Here is a 24,091-nt window from a genome sequence, read left to right as displayed (position 1 = left end):
TCCAGGACCCGCAGGGTGTCCTCCACGGAGAGGCACTCGTTGAGGCCGTCGCTGTGCAGCGCGACCTGTACGTCGTGCTCCTCGGCCACCCGCAGGGCGGTGTCCAGCGCGCGGGTGTGCGCCCCCATGTCCTCGTGGACCTTGAACCCGCAGGCTCCGCCCTCGGCCAGGGCCTCGACCAGCGGGGCCGCGTCCGAGGAGGACCCGCGGGCCAGGAAACCGATGTTCACCGGCCAGGCGTCGAACGCGTTGAAGGCGTGCCTGAGCGCCCACGGGGAGTTGACGCCGACGCCCCAGACCGGGCCGAACTCCTGGCCGATGACCGTGGTGACGCCCGCGGCGAGGGATGCCTCCATGATGCGCGGGGAGAGCAGGTGGACGTGGGTGTCGACGGCTCCGGCGGTGGCGATCAGGCCCTCGCCCGAGACGATGCTCGTGCCGGTGCCGACGACCACGTCGACCCCGTCGAGGGTGTCGGGGTTGCCGGCCCGGCCGATCGCGTGGATGCGGCCCTCACGGATGCCGATGGACACCTTGCGGATGCCCAGCACCGCGTCGATCACCAGGACGTTGCTGATCACGACGTCACAGGTCTCACGGACGGCCGCGGCCTTCAGGTGCAGGCCGTCACGGGCCGTCTTGCCGAAACCGGCCAGGAACTCATCACCCGGCCGCTGGGAGTCGGACTCCACCCGGACGGTCAGCCCCGAGTCGCCGAGCCGGACCCGGTCGCCGGCGCGGGGACCGAAGACGGACGCGTACTCGTGCGGGTCGATGTGCCGGCTGCCGGGTGCGCAGTGCGCGCTGTGGTCGGTGTGGGGGGTCTGACGGCTCACGCCTGGTCTCCTTCGGGGGCGCCGGCGGTGGTGTCGGCCACGCCCAGGTAGCCGCAGGCGGCGGCCCGGCGCAGGGCCTCCGCCTTCGCGCCGGGGGCGTCCAGCGGGCCGTCGACCAAGCCCGCGAAACCGATCGCGATCCGGTCCCCGCCGATCGGTACCAGGCCGACCTCGCCCTCGCCGTGCGGGTCGAAGCGCACCGAGGACCCGGCCGGGACGCACAGCCGCATCCCGTAGGCCGCGGCACGGTCGAAGTCGAGGCGCGGATTCGCCTCGAAGAAGTGGAAGTGCGAGGTGACGCTCACCGGCACGGGGGCGGTGTTGCGCACCCGCAGGTGCAGGGCCGGCTCGGGCTGGGGGGCGCCGGGGCCCGGTACGACCGCACCCGGTGCGTCCTCGCCGAGCGAGGCCGCACCCCGGATCGGGGACGAGACCACCGCGAGGCGGGACCCGTCGTCGAAGACGGCCTCCACGTGCACCTCGGTGACCACGTCGGCCACGCCGGGCAGCACGTCGTCGGGGCCCAGGACGCTCCGGGCCTCCTCGATGGCCTCCGACAGGCGCTTCCCGTCGCGCGCGGCCTCGCAGACCGTGTCCGCGACCAGCGCCGTCGCCTCGGGGACGTTGAGCCGCAGGCCCCGGGCCCGCCGGGCCCTCGCCAGTTCCGCGGCGCTGCGCAGCAGCAGCCGGTCGCGCTCCGTAGGGGTCAGCCGCACGCCGATCCACCACCTTTTGAGTCGATGGGTTAGAGCATCACTCTAACTCTTCATTCCATCGCTGGGAATCATTGACCTGGGGGCCGGGCCTGAGTCACATTGAGTGTCGCTCAAACACTTGCGTGACCACCCCCCGCCCTGCCAAGGGAGTCCCCCATGCCCATCGAACAGCGCGGAGTCGACACCATCCCGGAGGAGGAGCGGACGAGCGGTCCCCGTGACCTGGTCTCGATCCTCCTCGGCTCCAACCTCTGCCTCGGTGTGATCGTCTTCGGCTGGCTGCCCCCGTCCTTCGGACTGGGGCTGTGGCCCTCGCTCACCGCCATCGTGACCGGCACCGTCGTCGGAATCGCGGTGACCGCGCCGCTGGCACTGGTGTCCCTGCGCACGGCGACCAACCTCTCCACGTCCAGCGGCGCCCAGTTCGGGGTCCGCGGGCGGCTCGTCGGCTCGATCGTGGGCCTGCTGCTCTCCCTCGGCTACACCGCGCTCACCCTGTGGATCGGCGGGGACGTGATGGTCGGCGCCCTGTCCCGGCTCATCGGGCTGCCGGAGAACGGCGTCACGCGGGCCGCGATGTACGGCGTGCTCGCCGCCTGTACCGTCGTCGGGGCCGTTTTCGGCTACCGGCTGCTGCTGCGCATGAGCAAGATCCTTTCCATCGGCATGGTGATCCTGCTGGCCATCGGCGTCTACGCCTACGCGCCCGACTTCACCACCGCCGCGCCGGAGGCCTCGTACCTCCTCGGGTCCTTCTGGCCGACCTGGCTGCTCGCCGCCGTCGCCGCCGGACTCAGCGGCCCCGTCGCCTTCATCACCCTGCTCGGCGACTACACCCGCTACGTCTCCCCCACCAGGCACGCCCCCCGCAAGGTGTTCTGGGCCACCTCCTTCGGCCTGCTGATCGGCCTGCTCGTACCGCAGCTGTTCGGCACCTACACCGCGCTCGCCGCCAGGGCGGGCTCCACCGACTACGCCGGGCCGCTCGTCGCCGCCTCGCCGTTCTGGTACCTGCTCCCGCTGCTCGCCGCGGCCGCGGCGGGTTCCGTGGGCAACGCCGGGCTGATGCTGTACTCCATGGGCCTCGACCTCGACGCGATCGTCCCCAAGGCCACCCGCACGAAGGCCACCGTGATCGCCGCCACCGTCGCCACCGCCTTCGTCTTCGTCGGCTCCTTCGAGTGGAACGTGCAGTCCGCGATGACCTCCTTCGTGCTGCTGCTGACCGCCATCGGCACCCCGTGGGCCGTGATCACGCTGATCGGCTTCGTGCGCTGCCGCGGGCAGTACGACGCCGACGCCCTCCAGGTCTTCAACCGCCGCTCGGTGGGCGGGATCTACTGGTACCGCGGCGGCTGGAACCCGCGCGCCACCGCCTCCTGGGCGATCGGAGCCGGTGTCGGCCTGCTCGCCGTGAGCACCCCCTTCTACGAGGGCCCGCTGCTCGCCCTGACCGGCGGGGTGGACTGCTCCTTCATCTTCTCCGGCCTGGCCGGCGGCCTCGTCTACACGGCGCTGACCGCCCGCACCGCGTCCGCCGTCGCCCCCGCCGCGGCGCCCGCCACGGAGGAACCCGCCACCGTGTGAGGCCTCCCCGCCTCCCGGGGGGGGGGGGGGGGGGGGGGGGGGGGGGGGGGGGGGGGAGGGGGGGGGGGGGGGGGGGGGGGGGGGGAGGGGGGTGGGGGAGGGCCCCCCCCCCCCCCCCCCTCCCCCCCCCCCCCCCCCCTCTCCCTCCCCCCCCCCCCCCCCCCCCCCCCCCACCCCCCCCCCCCTCCCCACCCCCCCCCCCCCCCTCCTCCCCCTGGGAGCCGGGACTTCGCGGTGCCTAGCCGAGCGGGTGCATCCAGCCGTGGGTGTCGGCGGTGCGGCCCGTCTGGAGGTCGAGGAGCGCCTTGCGGAGCTTCATCGTGACCTCGCCGGGCTCGCCGTCGCCCTGGATCCAGTTGGCGCGCTCGGACTTGACCGAGCCGACCGGGGTGATGACGGCGGCGGTGCCGCAGGCGAACACCTCGGTGAGGGTGCCGTTCTCGTTGTCGCGCTTCCAGTCCTCGGTGGAGATGCGGCCCTCCTCGGCGGTGTAGCCGAGGTCGCGGGCGATGGTGAGGAGGGAGTCACGGGTGATGCCCGGCAGGAGCGAGCCGGTCAGCTCCGGGGTGACGATCCGCTGCGTCCCGTCCTCCTGGCCGTACACGAAGTACAGGTTCATGCCGCCCATCTCCTCGATCCAGCGGTGCTCGACGGCGTCCAGCCAGACGACCTGGTCGCAGCCGTGCGAGGCGGCCTGGGCCTGGGCCACGAGGGAGGCCGCGTAGTTGCCGCCGGTCTTGGCGGCGCCGGTGCCGCCCTTGACGGCGCGGACGTACTCCTCGGAGAGCCACACGGAGACGGGCTTGACGCCACCGGGGAAGTACGCGCCGGCGGGCGAGGCGATGACCATGAAGAGGAACTCGTTGGCCGGGCGGACGCCCAGGCCGACCTCGGACGCGAACATGAACGGCCGCAGGTACAGGGAGGCCTCGCCGGAGTCCGGCACCCAGGCGCTGTCCTGCTTGATGAGGGCGTCACAGGCCTCGATGAACAGCTCGGCCGGCAGCTCCGGCATCGCCATGCGGCGGGCGGAGGCCTGGAAGCGCTCGGCGTTGGCCCGGGGGCGGAAGGTGGCGACGGTGCCGTCGGGCTGCTTGTAGGCCTTGAGGCCCTCGAAGATCGTCTGCGCGTAGTGCAGGGTCATGTTCGCCGGGTCCATCGACAGCGGCGCGTAGGGGACCAGCTCGGCGTCGTGCCAGCCGCGGCCCTCGGTCCACTTGATCGTCACCATGTGATCGGTGAAGTGGCGGCCGAAGCCGGGGCTGGCCAGGATCGCCTCGCGCTCCGCGTCGGACAGCGGGTTCGAGGAGGGCTTGAGCTCGATCGTGGGCGTCGTCATGAGTGCTTGTCCTTCACCGTTGTGTATGGCGGACCGCGCTCATGCGTACCAGGACGTCCGAGCTTCCCCGTTTTCCGCGGCCTCGCGTTCGATTATCGCGCGCGAGGGGGCTCCGGTGAAACGGGGTGATTGCGGCCCAGGGGAGATGGTGGCACCCGGGGCCGCACAGGAGAAGCCGCCGGGTCCGGTGGTCGCGACCCTGCGGCTTCCTGAGGTGGAGCTGCCGGGTCAGCCGGCTACGCGTGCGGCGAGGGCGTCGCCGATCGCGTCGGTGGAGCGGAAGGTCCCGTCGCGCTCGGCCAGGTCGGCGGAGACGGCGTCCTCGATGCGGACGGCCTCGGCCTCGTGGCCGAGGTGGCGCAGCAGGAGGGCGACGGAGAGGATCGTCGCGGTCGGGTCGGCCTTGCCGGTGCCCGCGATGTCGGGGGCCGAGCCGTGGACGGGCTCGAACATCGACGGGAAGGCGCCGGTCGGGTTGATGTTCCCGGAGGCGGCCAGGCCGATCCCGCCGGTCACGGCGGCGGCCAGGTCGGTGAGGATGTCACCGAAGAGGTTGTCCGTGACGATGACGTCGAAGCGCTCGGGCTGGGTGACGAAGAAGATCGTCGCGGCGTCGACGTGCAGGTAGTCGGTGGTGACCTCGGGGTACTCCTGGCCCACCTTGTCGAAGATGTTCTTCCACATGTGGCCCGCGTACACGAGGACGTTGTTCTTGTGAACCAGCGTCAGCTTCTTGCGCGGGCGGGCGTTGGCCCGCTCGTACGCGTCACGGACGACGCGCTCCACGCCGTACGCGGTGTTGATGCTGACCTCGGTGGCCACCTCGGCGGGGGTACCGGTGCGCAGGCTGCCGCCGTTGCCGGTGTACGGACCCTCGGTGCCCTCGCGGACCACGACGAAGTCGATCTCCGGACGGCCGGCGAGCGGGGTGGCCGTGTTGGGGAAGAGCTTCGAGGGGCGCAGGTTGATGAAGTGGTCGAAGGCGAAGCGGAGCTTCAGCAGCAGACCGCGCTCCAGGACGCCGGACGGGACCGAGGGGTCACCGATGGCTCCGAGCAGGATCGCGTCGTGGTGCTTGAGCGCTTCGAGCTCCGCGTCCGGGAGGGTCTCACCGGTGCGGTGCCAGCGCTGGGCGCCGAGGTCGTACTCCTTGGTCTCCAGCTTCGCATCCTGGGGCAGGACCGCGGTAAGGACCTTGAGGCCCTGAGCCACGACTTCCTGGCCGATGCCATCACCGGGGATCACTGCGAGATTGATGCTGGTCGACATGACGGAACCGTACTCCGTGTCCCAGCCCTCAGACATATCGCGTCCACCATGTGGACCAATGGTCCGCCGGGGACGCGATGTGCCGCGGGCGGCCGGTGTGGCCGCGGGCCGGTGGGATCAGTGGGATCAGTGGGATCCGCGGGCGGGATCCGCGGGCTCCGCAGGGTCTGCGGGGTCTGCGGGATCCGCGGGATCAGTGGCCGGTCGAGCCGCCGTTGTCGCGGCGGTCCAGCGCGCGCTGGAGGGCGGCCGCGGCGTTCTTGCGGTCGGCGTCGGCCGGGGAGGAGTGGCGGACGCGACGGGTGGCGGCGGAGGTGGGGGTCATGGTGATCGACTCCTTGAGATCACGGCGTGGCGGGGCCACGGATGAGGGGTTCCTTCAAGGCGCCGGAAGAGGCGGGAAGCGGCGCGGCAGGGGTTGCCTGCCCAGGGGCGCGCGCTATCGACCGCCATTCGCTGGATCAGCGAGACGTTCGGCTCCTACAAAGCTAGGCCAGGTGCGGCTGTATGTCTCGGCAATTACTCGGACTTCCTACTATCTGAGACGCCCGAGCCCCCGGAAGACCCCTTCCAGAGGCTCCGTTTTCAGCCCTTGTCGGCCCTGAGTTCCCTGATCAGAGCCCTGACGGCGAGAGTGGACGCCAATTCCGTTGTGGTGACGTATCCCACGCGCCTCACCGGCCCCGCAGGGCCCAATCCGGCGATCTCGACGGCGTCCGTGGCCTCGCGCAGCGACAGCTCCGGCAGGATCGCCATACCCAGCCCCCGGCCGACCATGGTCAGCACCATGGCGTCGTCCTCGGCCTTCACGGTGGCCCGCGGGATCCAGTCCTGGGCCCGCCACCAGTCCCGGGTGTAGGAGCCGCAGTTCTCGTCCCAGTCCAGCAGCGGCAGCGCCTTCGGATCGGGGTGCCCGACCGGATGGACGAGGGAGTAGGCCTCCCGGGTGAGCTCCCCGCTCAGCAGGCCGACCGGCAGACCGGTGGACGGCCCGGCGGATCCCCCGGCCGACGGTACGTCGCTGGACGCGCCCAGGGTCGCGATGGCGAGGTCCGCCCGCCCCGCCGCCACCTCCCCCGCGGTCCCGGCGCCGAGTTCGCGCACCACCCTGACCTCGGGCCGGATCCCGGGGTGCCGTGCGGTCAGCCGTTCCAGCGCGGGCGGCAGCAGGTGCAGGGCCGCGCTGCGGAAGGCGGCGATGCGCAGGACCCCGTCCGGCACCCCCGGCCCGGCGGGGGCCCGGCCGGCGGCGCGGGCCTCCGCGCCCAGCACCTCGTAGAGCCGCAGGATGCGCCGGCCCAGCGCCACGGCCCGCTCCCCCGCCAAAGTGGGCGAGGCGCCGGCGCGCCCGCGGTCGAAGAGCACCGCGCCGACCTTGGCCTCACTGCCGCGCACCGAGTGGGAGACGGCCGACTGGCTGATGCCGAGCCGGTTCGCGGCGGCGGAGAAGCCACCCGTCTCGGCGACGGCGACCAGCACCCTCAGTTCCTGCGGGGCGAGCTCGGTCACGGGGTCCCACCTCGGTGTATGAGCCGTGTTCATGGGTGCGCGGCTTCCATGAGCCCAACCCCCTGCCCGGCCTCGGGATTCCTTCCTACGGTCGTCGCCATGACCACGCACACCGCTTCCGCCGTCCACCTGACCGCCCGCCCCGTCGGTTTCCCCTCCCCCTCCGGGTTCGCCCACGTCTCCCATCCCGTTCCCGAACCCGCCCCGGGCACCGCACTGGTGGAGAACCTGCTGCTGTCGGTGGACCCGTACCACCGCGGGATGATGGACGGCGGCGAGGGCGGCTTCGACCTCCACTCCCCCCTCGAAGGCCGCTCGGTGGGCCGGGTGACCGCCTCCCGCGATCCGGGCCTGGCCGAGGGCGACCTGGTCTTCCACCGCTCGGGCTGGCGCACCCACGCCCTGGTCACCCTGGGAGTGGACGGCACGCGCAAGCTGCGCGGCCACGCGGGCGTCCCCCTGGAGGCGTACCTGTCCATCCTGGGCGGGACCGGCCTGACCGCGTACGCCGCCCTCACCCGGACGGCGGCCCTGCGCGAGGGCGAGGACCTCTTCGTCTCGGCCGCCGCGGGCGGGGTCGGCACGGCCACCGGGCACATCGCCCGGCTGCTCGGCGCCCGCCGGATCATCGGCAGCGCGGGCTCGGCGGCGAAGGTCCGCCACCTCACCGGGGCCCTCGGCTTCGACGCCGCCTTCGACTACCACGACGGGCCGGTCGGCGAGCAGCTGGCGCAGGCCGCCCCGGAGGGCATCGACGTCTACGTGGACAACGTGGGCGGAGACCATCTGGAAGGCGCGATCGACGTCCTGCGGGAGTACGGGCGGATCGCCTGGGTCGGCGGCATCTCGATGTACAACGGCGACCGCTCCCCCGCCGCACCCCGCAACCTCTTCGAGGTCGTACACAAGTCGCTTCGCCTGGAAGGGGTATTGGTTCGAAATCACACCAATCTGCAGGACGAGCTGGAGGACTTCCTGGTCCCCCACCTGCGCAGCGGGCGGGTGAGCACCGACACCACCGTTGTCCAGGGATTCGACCGGACCGTGGAGGCATTCCTGGGCGTACTGCGCGGGGAGAACCTGGGCAAGATGCTGGTCCGTCTCAAGGACTGAATCCGGCCCAACCGGATGTTCACCGAGTTCTTACCGCACGGATGTAGACCTTTGCGGCGGCTGCCGTCACTCTTGCGGTCAATGTGCCAGCGGGGCACTTGAGTTGGAGGCGAGCAGCCAGTGACACCGATCAGCCGCAGAGGTTTCGTGGGAATCGGCGCCGGGCTCGTGGCAGGGGCGACCCTGCCCGCGATCACGCCGACGACGGCGGCCGCGGCCGCCGCGACCGGCACGATCACCGATGTGAAGCACGTGGTGATCCTGATGCAGGAGAACCGCAGCTTCGACCACTACTTCGGCAGGCTGAAGGGCGTCCGCGGCTTCGGCGACCGCGCCGCCGGCAACATCCCCGGCGGCTGGGGCACGTTCAACCAGGCCAACTGGGTCGGACGCCAGTACCCGTGGAAGCTCTCCGCCACCCCGGCGGCCGGCGGCGCCGACAGCGAGACCCTGGCCCAGTGCACCGGCGACCTCCCGCACAGCTGGACCTCGCAGCACGCGGCCTGGAACAAGGGCCGGATGGACAACTGGGTCTACGGCGTCGGCAAGACCCACACCCTCGGCTACCTGGACCGCGGGGACATCCCCTTCCACTACGGGCTCGCCGACAACTACACGATCTGCGACGCCTACTTCTGCTCCACCCTCAGCGCCACCGGCCCCAACCGCACGTTCCTGTGGAGCGGCAAGGTCGAGGCGGGCAGCAAGGACGGCGGCGAGGAGTCCGGGCTGACCTGGGAGACGTACGCGGAGGCGCTCCAGCGGGCCGGGATGACCTGGAAGGTCTACCAGAACGCGCAGGACAACTACGGGGACAACGGCCTCGCGTACTTCAAGCAGTTCACCGACGCCAAGCCCGGCGACCCGCTGTGGGACCGGGGCATGGCCTCGGTCCCCAAGGTCACCGGCTCCACCCCGGACGACATCGCCGCCGCCATCCGCGCGGACGTCGTCGCCGGCACGCTGCCGCAGGTGTCCTGGGTGGTGGCGAACGAGGCCTTCTCCGAGCACCCGTACGCCCCGCCCGGTGACGGCGCGCACTTCGTGGACCTGGTCTACCGGGCGCTCGCCGCGAACCCGGAGGTCTTCGACTCCACCGTCCTGTTCCTCAACTACGACGAGAACGACGGCTTCTTCGACCACGTCCCGCCGCCGGTCGCCCCGCCCGGGACCGCCGGAGAGTTCCTCGACGGCGTCCCGATCGGCCTCGGCTTCCGCGTCCCGATGCTCGTGATGTCGCCGTGGACCCGGGGCGGCTGGGTCAGCTCCGAGGTCTTCGACCACACCTCGGTGCTCCGCTTCATGGAGACCTGGACGACGGCCCTGGGCACTCCGGCCACCTGTCCCAACATCAGCCCCTGGCGCCGCAAGGTGGTCGGCGACCTGACCGGCGTGTTCGACTTCGCGCACCCCGTCTACGGGGTCCCCTCGGGCCTGCCGGGAACCGCCAAGGTGATCGGGCAGGCGACCTGCGGCCCGCTGCCCAACCCGGCCCCCCAGGACAACGCCCTCCCGGCGCAGGAGCCCGGAACGCGCCCGGCGCGGGCGCTGCCGTACCAGGTCAACGGCAACCTGGACCGCTTCGAGTTCGGGACGCTCGGCCAGATCACGGCCTGGTTCTCGATGACCAACCAGGGCGGCCCGGCGAAGCAGGCGGCGCACTTCTCCATCCACCCGCACCAGCACCGGGACACCACCGCCTGGCAGTACACCGTCGACCCCGGCACCACCGCCACGGACTGGTTCAGCGTCGGCATCGGCAACGGATCCGGCAAGTACGACATCTCCATGTACGGACCCAACCGCTTCCTGCGCCGCTTCATCGGCGACGCGACCAAGGCGGGCAAGTCCCTGGAGGTCGCCGCCCGCTTCGCGGTCGAGTCGGGCACCGGCAAGATGGCCATCTGGTTCAAGATGACGAACGCGTCCGCCTCGCCGGTCACCTTCACCGTCCGCTCGAACGCCTACCGCACGGACGGGCCGTGGACGTACACCGTCCCGGCGAACTCCTCGCGCGAGGACTTCTTCAACGCGGTCGCGTACAGCAAGGGGTGGTACGACTTCACGATCCTGACCGACGCCGACGGCACCTGGTCGCGCCGCTACACCGGCCACATAGAGACGGGCGCCGCGAGCGTCTCCGGGTCCTGACCGGACCCTGTCGGGTCTAGAGCACGTCGCCGTTGCGCCAGTCGAAGTCGAGCCGCCCGGCGGGGTCCAGCACGGCCCCGCCGGGCAGCGTCCACACGTACGTCGAGCCCTCCTCGTCGGGGAGCCGCTCGGGGCCGTCCGGGCCGAGCACGCCGACGGGCCCGGGGTGGGGGCGCCAGCCGCGGCCCGCGTACAGGGCGGCCCCGGCCTCGGAGGCGGACAGGGCGCCCAGCAGGTAGGCCCGCCCGATCACCCCCTCCAGGCCGGCCATCACCGCCCCGCCCAGCCCTGCGCGGCGCAGGCCGGGCCGTACCGCCACGGCCTCCACGTACCCGGTGCGCAGGGCGCGGCCCCGGTGCAGCACCCGGCGCTGGACGACGCTGCCGTGCGCGACGAGCTCCCCGTCCCGGTGGAGCAGGGCGTGCACACCCCCGAGGGCGTGCTCGAAGTCCTCGTCGCCGAAGTCCCCCTCGAAGGCGCGGTCGAGCAGCTCCCGGATCGCGCGCAGCTCCCCGGCGCGCAGTTCGGCGGTGTGGACGAGGCGTACGGTCACGGCTTCTCCAGCCAGTCGGTGTACCAGGTGCGGAAGTCGGGGGCGGCGGGGACGAATCCTCCCCAGTCCGGGTCCAGCCACCACACCTGTCCGGCGAACGGGCCGTTCAGGATCAGCCGGAGGTACATCCCGCAGCCCTCCTCGGCGAGGGTGAGCGTGCCTGCGGTCAGCTCCGCGGCCGCGCGGCCGAGCGGCCCGGGGCGCGGCGCGGCCGGCGGGAAGGGCGCCGCCGCACGGCCCGGCCGCCGGTCGTCCTCCCATTCCCCGTCCACCGCCCAGTCCTCCCCGGCCGCCGCCCCCGGGCGCGGGGTGACCAGCGGCAGCAGCCCGTGGCCGGGCCCCGCCGGGCCGTCGCCCACCGCGGTCACGAAGGCCCGGTACTGCGGCGGCAGCCGGATCCCGTGCAGCTCCTCGAAGCCGTCGACCGCCGCCGGGGCGAGCGGGGCGGCCAGCGCGTACCGGTGCGTCCGCGCCCCGTGCCGGGCGTGCCCCGGATCCCGGGCGGCCTTCTCCCGCAGCCGCTCCCGTACGGCGCGCGCGTCCCAGATCTCCATCCGGGGACGGTATCAACGCCCCCGCAGCCTGCCGCGGAGCCGCCCCAGCTCGGCCCCGGTCAGGCCCGCCGCACGCAGGTAGGCCGCCGCGTCCAGGCGCTGGGCGGCGTCGCGGGCGAGGGCGTGGACGGTGGTGCCGAGTCCGGTGACGTAGTCCTCGATCTCGGCGGCGTCGTAGGGACTGCCCTGCGCGGCGTACCGGGCGCGTACGCGCGGCTCGCTCAGCCCGTGGTCGTCGGCGATCTCCTCGGCGCTCGCGCCCGCGAGCCGCAGCAGGACGAGCGCGACGATCCCGGTGCGGTCGCGGCCCAGACCGCAGTGGAAGACCACCGCGCCCGGCGGGGCGTCGGCGACGGCGCGCGCGACGGTGGCGACCCGGTCGGGGAAGCGGTCCAGGAAAGGCCGGAAATACGCGGGGGTCGCGAAACCCGGGGTGCCCCACCACACGTCCCAGAAGTCCCGGTGCTCGATGCCGTCGAGCGGGATCCCCAGCGTGGTGATCCCGGCCGGGCGGGGTGCGTGGTCCAGCGGCCGCTCGTCGTCGTTGCGCAGGTCGATGACGGTCCGCACGCCGTGCGCGGCGAGGGTGGTCCAGCCCTTGGCGGTGAGGTCGTCGAGGCTGTCCGCGCGTACCAGGACCCCGGGCGGCAGGCTCCCGAGGCCGCCGAGGTCGCGGGCGTTGAAGCAGCCCTCCCAGTCGACGAATCGACCGACGTTCGTCACGGTCATAGCCCCCCTGTCAGTACACATCGGACAGTCATCGAGGACGCGGCTCTGGCCTCAGGGGTTCCCCCGCGTGAAGATCTGCGCATGTCGCCCCGTACCCAGCAGTGGACCCCGACCCATGGCCAGCCCTACCGGCCCGTCGCCTACCGGCCCGCGCGCATGCCGAGCGAGGAATCCCTCGCGCGCGCGGCGGAGCTGCGGGCCCGGATGGACGAGCGGCGCACCGTACGCCACTTCTCCCCGGACCCGGTACCCGACCAGGTCGTCCTCGACGCCGTCGCCTGCGCGGCCACCGCCCCCTCCGGGGCGCACCAGCAGCCGTGGACCTTCGTCCTGGTCAAGGACCCGGGCGTGCGGCGCCAGATCCGCGCCGCGGCCGAGCAGGAGGAGGAGATCTCCTACGACGGCCGCCTCGGCGACGAGTGGCTGGCCGCCCTGCGCCCGATCGGCACCGACGCGGTCAAGACCCACCTGACGGACGCCCCGGCGCTGATCGTGGTCTTCCAGCAGCGGTACTGGCTCGGCCCGGACGGCACGAAGCGCAAGCACTACTACGTCGACGAGTCGGTCGGCATCGCCGTCGGGATGCTGCTGTCCGCCCTGCACCTGTCGGGCCTGGCGGCCCTCATCCACACCCCGAGCCCGATGCGGTTCCTGGGCCACGTCCTGAACCGCCCGGAGAACGAGAAGGCCTTCGCGGTCATCCCGATCGGCTACCCGTCCGCCGACTGCGAGGTCCCGGACCTGATCCGCAAGTCCCTGGACCAGGTGCTGGTGGAGGTCTGAGCGGGTCCCTCCCGGATCCTGCCCGGCCCGCACCGCCCGGCGGGATCCGGGAGCGGCGGTCCGGCTCCGGCGGGCCGGACACCCACCGGAGCCGGGCTATGTTGATCACATGACACGCAGTCACATCCCCTTGACCTCAACCCTTCTGGCCTGCCTCGCTCTCTCCGCCTGCGCGGCGGACAAGGAACCGCAGGGGGGTCCGCCCGCAGCCGCCGGAGCCCCGTCCGCCAAGGGGTCCGCCGCGGTGCAGCCCTTCAAGGACGACACCGACGTACCGTTGACCAAGCAGCTCGGCCAGAGCGAACTCACCCAGGCGATTCCCGACGCACCCGACGTGGTCCCCGGCTACTACCGCGGCAGCTCGCACAAGAGCCAGCCGGGTAAGGCCGACGACTGCGCCCCGCTGAACGGCCCCGCGCCGTCCGGCTGGCAGCGGGCGGGCCGCGGCGACTACGACTTCCAGGGCTCGACCCTCTCCCGAGGGATCAGAGTGAAGGTCTGCCAGTTCGACAACGCCCAGAACGCGAAAGCGGCGTACGACCTGTGGCCGGACAAGGACGAAGTGACTGAGGTCAAGGGGTCCAGCCAAGTCGGAGAGGAATCGATTTTCCTCGCGCACCGCGGATCGGGCGGTTCGGTCGCCGGCTACAGCCGGTCCGGCACGGTCGTCGTGCGGATCCATGTCGAAGACGCGGGCGGGGACCCCAAGGACGCCCATGACGTGCTGGCCGCCACCATCAAGCGGCTCCAGCAGGTCCAGGCGGGGCGTCGGGCCACGGCGACGGCGACGGAGATCGCCGAGCTGGAGCGGGCCCGGTAGCGGCGCCCGGCAAATGGATACCGCCCCCGCTCCGGACTTGGGGGTACCGGAGCGGGGGCGGGGTTCAGCGAGGGGCCGGTCAGCCCATGTGGGGGTAGCCGTACTCGGTCGGCGGGACCAGGGTCTCCTTGATGGAGCGGGTCGAGGTCCAGCGGAGCAGGTTCGAGGCCGCGCCCGCCTTGTCGTTGGTGCCCGAGGCACGGCCGCCGCCGAAGGGCTGCTGGCCGACGACGGCGCCGGTCGACTTGTCGTTGATGTAGAAGTTGCCCGCCGCGAAGCGGAGCTTCTCCATCGTGTCGGCGGCCGCGTAGCGGTCCTGCGCGATGACGGCGCCGGTCAGGGCGTACGCCGAGACGTTCTCCATCTGGGCGAGCATCTCGTCGTACTTGTCGTCCTCGTAGACGTGGATCGCGAGGATCGGGCCGAAGTACTCGGTCGTGAAGACCTCGTTCTCCGGGTCGGTGCACGCGATGACGGTCGGGCGGACGAAGTAGCCCTCGGCGTCGTCGTACGTGCCACCGGCGACGATCGTGCAGGTCGGGTCGGCCTTCGCACGGTCGATCGCGGCCTTGTTCTTCGCGAAGGAGCGCTCGTCGATGACCGCGCCGATGAAGTTGGTCAGGTCGCGGACGTCACCCATGGTGATGCCGTCGACCTCGGTGGCGAACTGCTCCTTGAAGCCGTCGTTCCAGATGGAGGCCGGAACGTAGGCGCGCGAGGAGGCGGAGCACTTCTGGCCCTGGAACTCGAAGGAGCCCCGGGTCAGGGCGGTCTTCAGGATCGCGCGGTCCGCGGACGGGTGCGCGACGACGAAGTCCTTGCCGCCGGTCTCGCCGACCAGGCGCGGGTAGGAGCGGTACTTCTCGATGTTGTTGCCGACCGTCTTCCACAGGTACTGGAAGGTCTTGGTCGAGCCGGTGAAGTGGATGCCGGCCAGCTCCGGGTGGTTCAGGGCCACCTCGGAGACGGCGATGCCGTCGCCGGTCACCAGGTTGATGACGCCCTTGGGCAGGCCGGCCGCCTCCAGGAGCTCCATGAGGAGGACCGCGGAGTGGGTCTGCGTCGGGGACGGCTTCCAGACGACCACGTTGCCCATCAGGGCCGGGGCGGTCGGCAGGTTGCCGGCGATGGCCGTGAAGTTGAACGGCGTGATCGCGTAGACGAAGCCTTCGAGCGGGCGGTGGTCGCTGCGGTTCCACACGCCCGCGGAGTTCGCGGCGGGCTGCTCGGCCAGGATCTGCCGGGCGAAGTGGACGTTGAAGCGCCAGAAGTCGACGAGCTCGCACGGGGTGTCGATCTCGGCCTGCTGCGCCGTCTTGGACTGGCCCAGCATGGTGGAGGCGGCCAGCTTCTCGCGCCACGGACCGGCGAGCAGCTCGGCGGCGCGCAGGATGATCGCGGCGCGGTCGTCGAAGGACATCGCGCGCCAGGCCGGGGCGGCGGCCAGGGCGGCGTCGACGGCCTCCTGGGCGTCGGCCTCGGTGGCGTTGGCGTAGGTGCCGATGACGGACTTGTGGTCGTGCGGCTGGACGACGTCGAAACGCTCGCCGCCGCCCATCCGCTTGACGCCGTCGATCGTCATGGGGAGGTCGATCGGGTTCTCGGACAGCTGCTTGAGCTGGAATTCGAGGCGCGTACGCTCCGGGCTGCCGGGAGCGTACGAGTGGACCGGCTCGTTGACCGGCGCGGGGACCTGGGTCACAGCATCCATGGGGCTGGTAACTCCTTGAGCTAGTGGGGTGCCTAGTTCTTGGTGATCATCGAGCGGAGGAAGAACAGCAGGTTGGCCGGCTTCTCCGCGAGGCGGCGCATGAAGTAGCCGTACCAGTCGGTGCCGTAGGCCGTGTAGACGCGCATCCGGTGGCCCTCGGCGGCCAGCCGCAGGTGCTCCTCGCTGCGGATGCCGTACAGCATCTGGAACTCGTACTCGTCCAGCTTGCGCCCTGCCTGGCGGGCCAGCTCCTGGCCGATGGCGATGAGACGCGGGTCGTGGGACCCGATCATCGGGTAGCCGTCGCCCTCCATCAGGATCTTCATGATCCGGACGTACGCCTTGTCGATCTCGGCCTTGTCCTGGTACGCGACCTCGGCCGGCTCCTTGTAGGCGCCCTTCACGATGCGGACGCGGCTGCCGGCGGCGGCCAGGCGGCGGGCGTCGGCCTCGGTGCGGAAGAGGTAGGCCTGGATCACGCAGCCGGTCTGCGGGAAGTCCCGGCGCAGCTCCTCGTGGATGGCGAACATGGAGTCGAGGGTGGTGTGGTCCTCGGCGTCCAGGGTCACGGTGGTGCCGATGGCCGCGGCGGCCTCGACGACCGGGCGGACGTTGGCGAGGGCCAGCTCGTGGCCGCCCTCCAGCGCCTGGCCGAACATGGACAGCTTGACGGACATCTCGACCGTCTCGCCCAGGCCCAGCGCGCCGAGGCGCTCGATGAGCTCCAGGTAGGCGTCGCGGGCCGCGTGGGACTGCTCCACGGCGGTGATGTCCTCGCCGACGACGTCGAGCGTGATCTCCAGGCCGCGCCGCGTGAGGTCCTCCACGATCGGGATGACCTGGTCGACCGTCTCACCCGGGATGAAGCGGTTCACCACGGGCTTGGTCACGGGGGCGGCGGAGACGATTCGACGCATCTTGTCGCTGCGCGAAGCGGCGAGGATCACGGGACCCAGCACGGGGCACCTCCAACGGGTGGCAGAAGCGGACTGCGGCCGCCGTGCGGGGTGGGCCGCGGCCGTGGGAAAACGCGAGTGAAACCACCGTGAAACCTAAGGATCTCCACGATCCTCTGCCATCGACAGCTGTCACGCATCCGTGGTCCGGATGTCATACATCTGTCTGAAGACCCGTGTGCGAGATGGGAGAATGGGCGCGTGAAGGGCGATTACCAGGACCTGGTCGACGAGATCTCGGCGCTGCTCGGCGCCCCGGCCACACTGGAGAACCGGGACTTCCGCCTCATCGCCTTCGGCGCCCACGACAGCGACGACGACCTCGTCATGGACCCCGTCCGCACCCGCTCGATCCTGACCCGGCAGTCCACGGCGGCCGTGCGGTCCTGGTTCGAGGCCTACGGGATCACCCGCGCGACCGGCCCCGTCCGCATCCCGGCCGCCCCGGACGCGGGGGTCTTCCGCGGGCGGATCTGCCTGCCGGTGCGCTACCGGGGCATCGTGCAGGGCTACGTGTGGCTCCTCGACCAGGAGCCGGGTCCCGGGGCGGAGGCCCTGGCCGCCGCGATGGAGGTGGCCGAGCGGATCGGGGTGCTGCTCGCCGAGGAGGCCAAGGCGGGCGCCGGCCTGTCCCGGGAGTTCCTCGCGGTCCTCACCGCCGGGCGGGGCTGGCAGCAGGACATGGCGGTGGCCGCGCTGCGGGTGGCCCTGGGGCCCGGGGCCGAGGGACTGCACGCCGCCGTGTGCGTGGCGCCGTGGGCCGGGGAGGCTCCCGCGTCGGTGCCGGGGGCGGCGGCGGTGTGCGTCGTACCGGGTGACGCCGCCGACGCGAACGGCGTGGCGGGTGCGTCCGGCGGGGGGCCCGGAGGCTCCGGGGGCGGGGCGCTCGCCGTCCTGCTCCGGCTGCGCTCGACGGACGCGCTGGCCCCGGCCCTGACCGCGGTGGGACGGCTGCTGCCCCGCCCCGGGCCCACGGGCTCCGGAGCCGCGGCGGCCGCGGCGGATGGCGCGCCGGGCCCGACCGCGGGCCTGTCCGACCCGGTCCGGACGCTCGCGGAGCTGCCCGCCGCCTGGACGCAGGCCACCGCCGCGGCCCGGACGGCCGCCGCCCGGCCCCTGCCGGGGCCGGTGGCGCAGTGGTCGGAGATCGGCCCGTACCGGATGCTGACCGCCCTGGCGGCGGGCCCGGCGGACGACCCGGCGACCCGGGCCCTGCTCGGCCCGGCCCACCGGGAACTGGCCCGCACCGCCGAGGTGTTCCTCGACTGCGCGGGCCAGGCGGGCCGTGCGGCGGCCGCGTTGGGCATCCACCGCCAGACCCTGTACTACCGGCTGGGCCGGGTGGAGCAGCTGACGGGGCTCGACCTGGACGACGGCGAGGACCGCCTGTTGCTCCACATGGCCCTCAAGGCCTCCCGGTTGCACGGCTGACCGACGGAAACGACCGGAACGGCGGAAGCGGCGGCGGGGCGGGGGCCGGCCGGCTCCTCCCCGCCGGCCGCCGCACGGGTCCGGCCGACGGTGCGGCGGCGGGCACGGCCCGGACCTCGCTCGGCCTTCGCCCGGACCTCGCTCAGCGCTCGCTCAGACCTCGTTCACCCCTCCCCGCCCTCCGCCTGGGCCGTGACCCCCTCGGCCACCCGCCGCAGGCCCTCGGTGAACTCCTCCGCCGTGGCGGCGCTCGCCGGGTCGAACAGCCACTGGATCATCAGGCCGTTGAGCAGCGCCTGGTAGACGGTGCCGCGGGTGCGCTCGTCGCGGTCGGTCACCTCGTCCTCCGGGATCCCGGTCAGCATGGAGATCAGGCCCCTGCGCCCCTCCCGCTGCGAGGCGCCGAGCATGGCCCGCAGTTCGGCGTGCCGACCACGGCTCAGCGCGATCTCCAGGCTGGCCGCCCAGACGGGAGCGGTCTCCTCCTGCCGGTCCACGACCCCCTCCCACAGGCCGTGCAGGCGCTCCAGCGAGCCGTCCGCACCGCCCAGGGCGCCCCCGAACCCCTCGCCCCATTCCTCCATCAGGGCGATGAAGGCCTGGGTGAGCAGGGCGTCCTTGGAGCCGTAGTGGTAGCCGATGGACGCCAGGTTGGTGCCGGAGGCGTTGACGATGTCACGCGCCGTCGTCCGCACGAACCCCTTCTCGGCCAGGCACTTCTTCGCGCCTTCGAGCAGATCTTCGCGATGTCCCATGGCGTCACGGTAGCAAGACAACCGTCCCATACAGAAGTTCCATACATCCGTCATAGACAAGCGTTTATGACGGATGTACATTCCTTCTCATGACGAACCCCGCCGCTACGACGCGCCTCGCCGGCCGCCGCGAATGGACCGCGTTCACGGTCCTGTTGCTGCCCCTGCTCCTGGTCTCGATGGACACCTCCGTCCTCTACTTCGCCATCCCGGCCATCACCCGGGAGCTCGACCCGAGCGCCACCCAGCAGCTGTGGATCTTCGACAGCTACGCCTTCGCCCTCGCCGGCCTGCTGATCACGATGGGCTCGCTCGGCGACCGGATCGGCCGCCGCAAGCTGCTGCTGATGGGAGCCGGCGCCTTCGGCCTCGCCTCCGTCGCCGCCGCCTACGCCACCAGCGCCGGGATGCTGATCGCGGCCCGCGTGCTCCTCGGCATCGGCGGCGCGACCCTGATGCCCTCCACCCTGGCCCTCGTGCGCAACCTCTTCCGCGACGACAGGCAGCGCGGCAAGGCCATCGCCCTCTGGTCCGGGGCCATGACCGGCGGCATCGCCCTGGGCTCGGTGCTCAGCGGCGTGATGCTGAACCACTTCTGGTGGGGCTCGGTCTTCCTGATCAACGTGCCCGCGATGCTGCTCCTGCTGCTCCTGGTCCCGGCGCTGGTGCCGGAGTTCAAGGACCCGGCGCCCGGCCGCTTCGACCTGCTGAGCATCCCGCTGTCGACGGCCGCCGTCCTGCCGGTGGTCTACGGGCTCAAGGAGATCGCCGCCGAGGGCTTCGAGCCCCTCTCCCTCGGCTGCCTGCTCGTCGGCCTGGCGTTCGGTTGTGCCTTCGTCCGCCGCCAGCACCGCGCCGAGGACGCGATGGTCTCCCGGGCGCTGTTCCGGGGGCGCGGCTTCGGGGCGGGCATCGGCCTCAACACCGTGGCCGCGTTCGCGATGATGGGCTCGGCCTACTTCACCACCCAGTACCTGCAGTCGGTGCTCGGCATGGGCACCCTGGAGGCGGCCCTGTGGAGCCTCGCGCCCTCCCTCTTCATCGGCGCCGCGGCCCCTGTCGGAGCGGCCCTGGCCCAGAAGACCGACCGGGCCCGCGTCATCGCCGGCGGCTTCGTGCTGGCGGCCGCCGGGTTCGGCCTGATCTCCCTGGTGGGCACCGACTCCCTGTGGCTGCTGCTGGCCGGCGCCGGGGTGCTGGCCTCCGGCATCGTGGTGGTGATGTCGCTGGTCTCCGACATGGCACTGGCCTCGGCCCCCGCCGAGAAGGCCGGCTCGGCCGCCTCACTGCTGGAGACGGGCCAGGAGTTCGGCGGCGCCCTCGGCATGGCGCTGCTCGGCAGCCTCGGCACCGCCGTCTACCGCTCCGACCTGTCGGGCGCCGAGCCCGCCGTCCGGGAGACCCTGGGCGGCGCGGTGGCCACCGCCGCGCAGACCGGCGGAGCGGCCGGCGCACAGCTGCTGGCCCTGGCCCGTGAGGCCTTCGTCCACGGAATGCAGTACGCGGCCTGGGGCGGTGCGGCCCTGCTCCTCGTGGCGGCGGCCGGCGCCCTGGCCCTGGCCCGGAGCGGGAAGGCCGCCGCCCCGGCCGCGGCGGAGCGGGCCGTCCCGGCCGCCGCACCGACGGTCTGAGGCCCGTAGCGGCGGGAGGAGGAGGACGCGAAAGGGCCCGGGGAACACCCCGGGCCCTTTCGGATGCGGTGCGGCGGTCAGCCGAGGTTGACCGTACGGGCCGACGCGGCGCCGATCTCGGCGGAGATGGCCGCGAGGACGTCGACCGGGACCTCGGCGTCGACGGTGAGGACGACGAGCGCCTCACCACCCTCCTCGGCACGGGCGACCTGCATGCCCGCGATGTTCAGACCGGCCTCGCCGAGCAGCTGCCCGACCTTGCCGACCACACCCGGGCGGTCGGTGTAGCGGAGCACGATCATGTGGTCGGCCAGGGCCAGGTCCACGTCGTACTCGCCCACGCCGACGATCTTCTGGAGGTGCTTGGGGCCGGCCAGGGTGCCGGAGACCGAGACCTCCTGACCGTCCGACAGGGTGCCGCGCACGGTCACCACGTTGCGGTGGTCCGGGGACTCCGAGCTGGTGGTCAGACGGACCTCGACGCCGCGCTCCTGCGCGAACAGCGGGGCGTTGACGTAGGAGACCGTCTCGTCGACGACGTCCTCGAAGACACCCTTGAGCGCGGAGAGTTCGAGCACCTTGACGTCGTGCTGGGTGATCTCGCCGCAGACCTCGACGTCGAGGCGGACCGCGACCTCGCCCGCGAGGGCGGTGAAGATGCGGCCGAGCTTCTCGGCGAGCGGCAGACCGGGACGGACGTCCTCGGCGATGACGCCGCCCTGGACGTTGACCGCGTCCGGCACGAGCTCGCCGGCGAGCGCGAGGCGCACCGACGTGGCGACCGAGATGCCGGCCTTCTCCTGGGCCTCGTCCGTGGACGCGCCGAGGTGCGGGGTGCAGACGACCTGGTCGAGCTCGAAGAGCGGGGAGTCCGTGCAGGGCTCCTTCGCGTACACGTCGAGACCGGCGCCGGCGACGCGGCCCTCCTTGATGGCCGAGTACAGCGCGGCCTCGTCCACGATCCCGCCGCGGGCGGCGTTGACGATGCGGACGGAAGGCTTCACCTTGTGCAGGGCCTCGTCCCCGATGAGACCGAGGGTCTCGGGGGTCTTGGGCAGGTGCACGGTGATGAAGTCGGCGACCTCCAGCAGCTCGTCCAGCGTCAGCATCTTGACGCCCATCTGGGCGGCGCGCGCGGGCTGCACGTAGGGGTCGTAGGCCACGATCTTCATGCCGAAGGCCGACATCCGCTGGGCGACCAGGACGCCGATGCGGCCGAGGCCGACGACGCCGAGGGTCTTCTCGCTGAGCTCGACGCCCGTGTACTTGTTCCGCTTCCACTCGCCGTTCTTCAGGGCGGTGTTGGCCTGCGGGATGTTGCGGGCGGTGGCGACGAGCAGACCGCAGGCGAGCTCGGCGGCGGTGACGATGTTGGAGGTCGGGGCGTTCACGACCATCACGCCGGCCTTGGTGGCGGCGGAGACGTCGACGTTGTCGAGACCGACACCGGCGCGCGCGACGACCTTCAGCTTCTTGGCGGCGGCGATCGCCTCGGCGTCCACCTTGGTGGCGGAGCGGACGAGGATCGCGTCGACGTCGACGATCGCGGGGAGCAGCTCGGCGCGGTCGGCGCCGTTGACGTGCCGGATCTCGAAGTCCGGACCGAGCGCGTCCACCGTGGCGGGCGACAGCTCTTCGGCGATGAGTACGACAGGTTTCGAGCTCACGTGGGTCCTCACAAGTCCAGTGCGGACGGCCGTCCCGACGGCCGCAGGCGGTGGAGGGGGTAGCCGCGTGGAAGACGCACGACACTGTGGGCCTGACGCGTTGTGTTGTGCAGTGTAGTAGCGGATCCGGGCCGGAATTCCGCCTGTACGGAAGGATCACCCGTCCGAGATTGGCCGGGGTGGACAATCCGCGCTACACGAGGCCTACATTCCGGCCATCTCCACCCGTGGGGGCAGTGCGCGGCGGGGCCGGAACGACACGTCCCGGCCCCGCCGCCCACGAGATCAGCTCTCGTCGCTGTCGACCCAGCTCATCAGCTTGCGCAGCTTCTTGCCGGTGGTCTCCAGCAGGTGGGCCTCGTCGGCCTTCTTGTACTCGTTGTACTTCGGCAGACCCGCCTTGTACTCGGCCATCCAGGTGTTGGCGAACTCGCCGCTCTGGATCTCGGCCAGGACCTTCTTCATCTCGGCCTTGGTGGCGTCGGTGATGACGCGCGGGCCGGTGATGTAGTCGCCCCACTCGGCGGTCTCGGAGACCGACCAGCGCATCTTCTCCAGGCCGCCCTCGTACATGAGGTCCACGATGAGCTTCAGCTCGTGCAGGCACTCGAAGTACGCGATCTCCGGCTGGTAGCCGGCCTCGGTCAGGACCTCGAAACCGGCCTTGACCAGAGCGGAGGCGCCACCGCAGAGGACGGCCTGCTCACCGAACAGGTCGGTCTCGGTCTCCTCGGTGAAGGTCGTCTTGATGACGCCGGCGCGGGTGCCGCCGATGCCGGCCGCGTAGGACAGCGCCAGGTCGAAGGCCTTGCCGGTGGCGTCCTGCTCGACGGCGGCGATGCACGGAACGCCGCGGCCCTCCTCGTACTGACGGCGGACCAGGTGGCCGGGGCCCTTCGGGGCGACCAGGGCGACGTCGACGTTGGTGGGGGGCTTGATGAAGCCGTACCGGACGTTGAAGCCGTGGCCGAAGAAGAGCGCGTCGCCCTCCTTGAGGTGGTCCTTGATGGACTCCTCGTAGATCTCGGCCTGGAGCGGGTCCGGGGTCAGGATCATGATGACGTTCGCCCATTCGGCGGCCTCCGACACGGAGACGACCTTCAGACCCTGCTCCTCGGCCTTGGCCTTGGACTTCGAGCCCTCCTTGAGGCCGACGACGACGTCGACGCCGGAGTCACGGAGCGACAGCGCGTGGGCGTGGCCCTGGCTGCCGTAACCGATGACCGCGACCTTGCGGCCCTGGATGATGGACAGGTCGGCGTCGTTCTCGTAGAACAGCTCGGCCACTGGGATATCTCCTTGGTGCGCTGGTGTTGCTCCCACCGTACGGCGGGGAACGGAATCTGAGTTTGTCGGTCTCGCCATTCGAACCGGGGCATTCGCGCCCCGGAGCGCCGCGGCCGGCGGGCGACCGCGGCCGGGCTCTGACGTCAGGCGCTGCGGTCAGGCACTGCGGTCGAGCGAGCGCAGGCTGCGGTCCGTGATGGACCGGCCGCCACGCCCTATGGCGATGGTGCCGGACTGCACGAGCTCCTTGATGCCGAAGGGCTCCAGCATCTTGAGCATGGCGCCCAGCTTGTCGGTGCCGCCGGTGGCCTCGATGGTGACGGCCTCCGGGGAGACGTCGACCGTCTTGGCGCGGAACAGCTGGACGATCTCGACGATCTGCGAGCGCGTCTCGTTGTCGGCGCGGACCTTCACCAGGACGAGTTCGCGCTCGATGGCGTTGTGCGGCTCCAGCTCGACGATCTTGAGCACGTTGACCAGCTTGTTGAGCTGCTTGGTCACCTGCTCCAGCGGGAGGTCCTCCACGTTCACGACGATGGTGATGCGGGAGATGTCGGGGTGCTCGGTGACGCCGACCGCGAGGGAGTCGATGTTGAACCCGCGGCGGGAGAACAGCGCGGCGATCCGGGCGAGGATGCCGGGCGTGTTCTCGACCAGGACGGAGAGCGTGTGCTTGGACATGTGAGGCGTTCTC

22 protein-coding genes are annotated in these 24,091 nt (G+C 71.8%); 7 read left to right on the top strand and 15 right to left on the bottom strand.

Annotated elements, in window-relative coordinates; all coding sequences use genetic code 11:
* Both ACZ5D2_RS34685 and ureA read right to left on the bottom strand, forming a co-directional pair.
* On the bottom strand, nucleotides 1-776 hold a 776-nt coding region (locus tag ACZ5D2_RS34685), incomplete at its 3' end, for an amidohydrolase family protein (RefSeq protein ID WP_468935001.1).
* A gap of 56 nt (nucleotides 777-832) precedes the next feature.
* Nucleotides 833-1,552, bottom strand: a complete 720-nt coding sequence (gene ureA / locus ACZ5D2_RS34680; RefSeq protein ID WP_371676513.1) for an urease subunit gamma — start codon at nucleotides 1,550-1,552, stop codon at nucleotides 833-835.
* A 156-nt stretch (nucleotides 1,553-1,708) separates the two neighbouring features.
* Between ureA and ACZ5D2_RS34675 the strand changes: the two genes are divergently transcribed.
* Entirely contained in the window at nucleotides 1,709-3,139 is a 1,431-nt protein-coding gene (locus ACZ5D2_RS34675; protein WP_468934989.1) for a cytosine permease, read from the top strand.
* Nucleotides 3,140-3,377: 238 nt separating this feature from the next.
* Here the strand turns inward: ACZ5D2_RS34675 and ACZ5D2_RS34670 are convergent, their stop codons facing one another.
* From ACZ5D2_RS34670 to ACZ5D2_RS34655, 4 genes are all read right to left on the bottom strand, one after another.
* On the bottom strand, nucleotides 3,378-4,478 hold the full coding sequence (locus tag ACZ5D2_RS34670; RefSeq protein ID WP_371676515.1) for a branched-chain amino acid aminotransferase: 1,101 nt from the start codon (nucleotides 4,476-4,478) through the stop codon (nucleotides 3,378-3,380).
* Between the two features lie 228 nt (nucleotides 4,479-4,706).
* A complete protein-coding gene (locus tag ACZ5D2_RS34665) occupies nucleotides 4,707-5,747 on the bottom strand; it encodes a 3-isopropylmalate dehydrogenase (protein WP_371676516.1) in 1,041 nt (346 codons plus the stop codon).
* 193 nt (nucleotides 5,748-5,940) lie between these two features.
* Nucleotides 5,941-6,072, bottom strand: a complete 132-nt coding sequence (locus ACZ5D2_RS34660) for a hypothetical protein (protein WP_256462237.1) — start codon at nucleotides 6,070-6,072, stop codon at nucleotides 5,941-5,943.
* Between the two features lie 260 nt (nucleotides 6,073-6,332).
* Entirely contained in the window at nucleotides 6,333-7,256 is a 924-nt protein-coding gene (locus ACZ5D2_RS34655; protein WP_371676517.1) for a LysR family transcriptional regulator, read from the bottom strand.
* A 48-nt stretch (nucleotides 7,257-7,304) separates the two neighbouring features.
* Here ACZ5D2_RS34655 and ACZ5D2_RS34650 point away from each other — a divergent pair, with 48 nt between their 5' ends.
* Nucleotides 7,305-8,369, top strand: a complete 1,065-nt coding sequence (locus ACZ5D2_RS34650) for an NADP-dependent oxidoreductase (protein WP_468934983.1) — start codon at nucleotides 7,305-7,307, stop codon at nucleotides 8,367-8,369.
* Between the two features lie 120 nt (nucleotides 8,370-8,489).
* Nucleotides 8,490-10,520, top strand: coding sequence for a phosphocholine-specific phospholipase C (locus ACZ5D2_RS34645; RefSeq protein WP_468934980.1), 2,031 nt, complete (start codon nucleotides 8,490-8,492; stop codon nucleotides 10,518-10,520).
* Nucleotides 10,521-10,536: 16 nt separating this feature from the next.
* Here the strand turns inward: ACZ5D2_RS34645 and ACZ5D2_RS34640 are convergent, their stop codons facing one another.
* From ACZ5D2_RS34640 to ACZ5D2_RS34630, 3 genes are read right to left on the bottom strand one after another with little or no spacing between them, the layout of a single operon-like run.
* Nucleotides 10,537-11,100 carry a GNAT family N-acetyltransferase gene (locus ACZ5D2_RS34640; RefSeq protein WP_371681148.1) on the bottom strand — a complete coding sequence of 188 codons (564 nt, stop codon included), beginning with the start codon at nucleotides 11,098-11,100 and terminating at the stop codon, nucleotides 10,537-10,539.
* Nucleotides 11,070-11,627 (bottom strand): SMI1/KNR4 family protein, encoded by a 558-nt coding sequence (locus ACZ5D2_RS34635; RefSeq protein WP_468934977.1) that lies wholly within the window; start codon nucleotides 11,625-11,627, stop codon nucleotides 11,070-11,072. The genes ACZ5D2_RS34640 and ACZ5D2_RS34635 overlap by 31 nt, the downstream gene beginning before the upstream one ends.
* A 12-nt stretch (nucleotides 11,628-11,639) precedes the next feature.
* Nucleotides 11,640-12,356, bottom strand: coding sequence for a tyrosine-protein phosphatase (locus ACZ5D2_RS34630; protein ID WP_468934974.1), 717 nt, complete (start codon nucleotides 12,354-12,356; stop codon nucleotides 11,640-11,642).
* 81 nt (nucleotides 12,357-12,437) lie between these two features.
* Here ACZ5D2_RS34630 and ACZ5D2_RS34625 point away from each other — a divergent pair, with 81 nt between their 5' ends.
* On the top strand, nucleotides 12,438-13,139 hold the full coding sequence (locus tag ACZ5D2_RS34625) for a nitroreductase family protein (protein ID WP_030236191.1): 702 nt from the start codon (nucleotides 12,438-12,440) through the stop codon (nucleotides 13,137-13,139).
* Nucleotides 13,140-13,248: 109 nt separating this feature from the next.
* On the top strand, nucleotides 13,249-13,959 hold the full coding sequence (locus ACZ5D2_RS34620; RefSeq protein WP_371676522.1) for a hypothetical protein: 711 nt from the start codon (nucleotides 13,249-13,251) through the stop codon (nucleotides 13,957-13,959).
* A gap of 79 nt (nucleotides 13,960-14,038) precedes the next feature.
* Here ACZ5D2_RS34620 and pruA read toward each other — a convergent pair whose 3' ends face one another.
* On the bottom strand, nucleotides 14,039-15,670 hold the full coding sequence (gene pruA / locus ACZ5D2_RS34615) for an L-glutamate gamma-semialdehyde dehydrogenase (RefSeq protein ID WP_468934969.1): 1,632 nt from the start codon (nucleotides 15,668-15,670) through the stop codon (nucleotides 14,039-14,041).
* Between the two features lie 32 nt (nucleotides 15,671-15,702).
* On the bottom strand, nucleotides 15,703-16,629 hold the full coding sequence (locus tag ACZ5D2_RS34610) for a proline dehydrogenase family protein (protein ID WP_371676524.1): 927 nt from the start codon (nucleotides 16,627-16,629) through the stop codon (nucleotides 15,703-15,705).
* Nucleotides 16,630-16,827: 198 nt separating this feature from the next.
* Here ACZ5D2_RS34610 and ACZ5D2_RS34605 point away from each other — a divergent pair, with 198 nt between their 5' ends.
* Nucleotides 16,828-18,057 carry a PucR family transcriptional regulator gene (locus ACZ5D2_RS34605; RefSeq protein WP_371676525.1) on the top strand — a complete coding sequence of 410 codons (1,230 nt, stop codon included), beginning with the start codon at nucleotides 16,828-16,830 and terminating at the stop codon, nucleotides 18,055-18,057.
* 164 nt (nucleotides 18,058-18,221) lie between these two features.
* Here the strand turns inward: ACZ5D2_RS34605 and ACZ5D2_RS34600 are convergent, their stop codons facing one another.
* Nucleotides 18,222-18,812 (bottom strand): TetR/AcrR family transcriptional regulator, encoded by a 591-nt coding sequence (locus ACZ5D2_RS34600; protein WP_371676526.1) that lies wholly within the window; start codon nucleotides 18,810-18,812, stop codon nucleotides 18,222-18,224.
* 89 nt (nucleotides 18,813-18,901) lie between these two features.
* Between ACZ5D2_RS34600 and ACZ5D2_RS34595 the strand changes: the two genes are divergently transcribed.
* A complete protein-coding gene (locus tag ACZ5D2_RS34595; protein WP_371676527.1) occupies nucleotides 18,902-20,443 on the top strand; it encodes an MFS transporter in 1,542 nt (513 codons plus the stop codon).
* Nucleotides 20,444-20,520: 77 nt separating this feature from the next.
* Here the strand turns inward: ACZ5D2_RS34595 and serA are convergent, their stop codons facing one another.
* The 3 genes from serA to ilvN all read right to left on the bottom strand — a co-directional run bounded on the left by serA (nucleotide 20,521) and on the right by ilvN (nucleotide 24,078).
* Nucleotides 20,521-22,110, bottom strand: coding sequence for a phosphoglycerate dehydrogenase (serA, locus tag ACZ5D2_RS34590; RefSeq protein WP_371676528.1), 1,590 nt, complete (start codon nucleotides 22,108-22,110; stop codon nucleotides 20,521-20,523).
* A gap of 285 nt (nucleotides 22,111-22,395) precedes the next feature.
* Nucleotides 22,396-23,397 carry a ketol-acid reductoisomerase gene (gene ilvC, locus ACZ5D2_RS34585; protein WP_030236170.1) on the bottom strand — a complete coding sequence of 334 codons (1,002 nt, stop codon included), beginning with the start codon at nucleotides 23,395-23,397 and terminating at the stop codon, nucleotides 22,396-22,398.
* Between the two features lie 156 nt (nucleotides 23,398-23,553).
* Complete coding sequence (gene ilvN, locus ACZ5D2_RS34580; RefSeq protein ID WP_030236168.1) at nucleotides 23,554-24,078, bottom strand: acetolactate synthase small subunit; 525 nt, start codon at nucleotides 24,076-24,078, stop codon at nucleotides 23,554-23,556.
* Nucleotides 24,079-24,091: the final 13 nt, after the last annotated feature.

The sequence above is a fragment of the Streptomyces sp. NPDC031479 genome, assembly GCF_055581065.1.
This window is presented reverse-complemented; position numbering and strand designations above follow the sequence as displayed.

Coding starts and splice junctions, on each gene's coding strand:
- ACZ5D2_RS34675 (WP_468934989.1), top strand. CDS start 1,709: ATGCCCATCGAACAGCGCGGAGTCGACACCATCCCGGAGGAGGAGCGG.
- ACZ5D2_RS34670 (WP_371676515.1), bottom strand. CDS start 4,478: ATGACGACGCCCACGATCGAGCTCAAGCCCTCCTCGAACCCGCTGTCC.
- ACZ5D2_RS34665 (WP_371676516.1), bottom strand. CDS start 5,747: ATGTCGACCAGCATCAATCTCGCAGTGATCCCCGGTGATGGCATCGGC.
- ACZ5D2_RS34660 (WP_256462237.1), bottom strand. CDS start 6,072: ATGACCCCCACCTCCGCCGCCACCCGTCGCGTCCGCCACTCCTCCCCG.
- ACZ5D2_RS34650 (WP_468934983.1), top strand. CDS start 7,305: ATGAGCCCAACCCCCTGCCCGGCCTCGGGATTCCTTCCTACGGTCGTC.
- ACZ5D2_RS34635 (WP_468934977.1), bottom strand. CDS start 11,627: ATGGAGATCTGGGACGCGCGCGCCGTACGGGAGCGGCTGCGGGAGAAG.
- ACZ5D2_RS34630 (WP_468934974.1), bottom strand. CDS start 12,356: ATGACCGTGACGAACGTCGGTCGATTCGTCGACTGGGAGGGCTGCTTC.
- ACZ5D2_RS34625 (WP_030236191.1), top strand. CDS start 12,438: ATGTCGCCCCGTACCCAGCAGTGGACCCCGACCCATGGCCAGCCCTAC.
- ACZ5D2_RS34620 (WP_371676522.1), top strand. CDS start 13,249: ATGACACGCAGTCACATCCCCTTGACCTCAACCCTTCTGGCCTGCCTC.
- pruA (WP_468934969.1), bottom strand. CDS start 15,670: ATGGATGCTGTGACCCAGGTCCCCGCGCCGGTCAACGAGCCGGTCCAC.
- ACZ5D2_RS34600 (WP_371676526.1), bottom strand. CDS start 18,812: ATGGGACATCGCGAAGATCTGCTCGAAGGCGCGAAGAAGTGCCTGGCC.
- ACZ5D2_RS34595 (WP_371676527.1), top strand. CDS start 18,902: ATGACGAACCCCGCCGCTACGACGCGCCTCGCCGGCCGCCGCGAATGG.
- ilvN (WP_030236168.1), bottom strand. CDS start 24,078: ATGTCCAAGCACACGCTCTCCGTCCTGGTCGAGAACACGCCCGGCATC.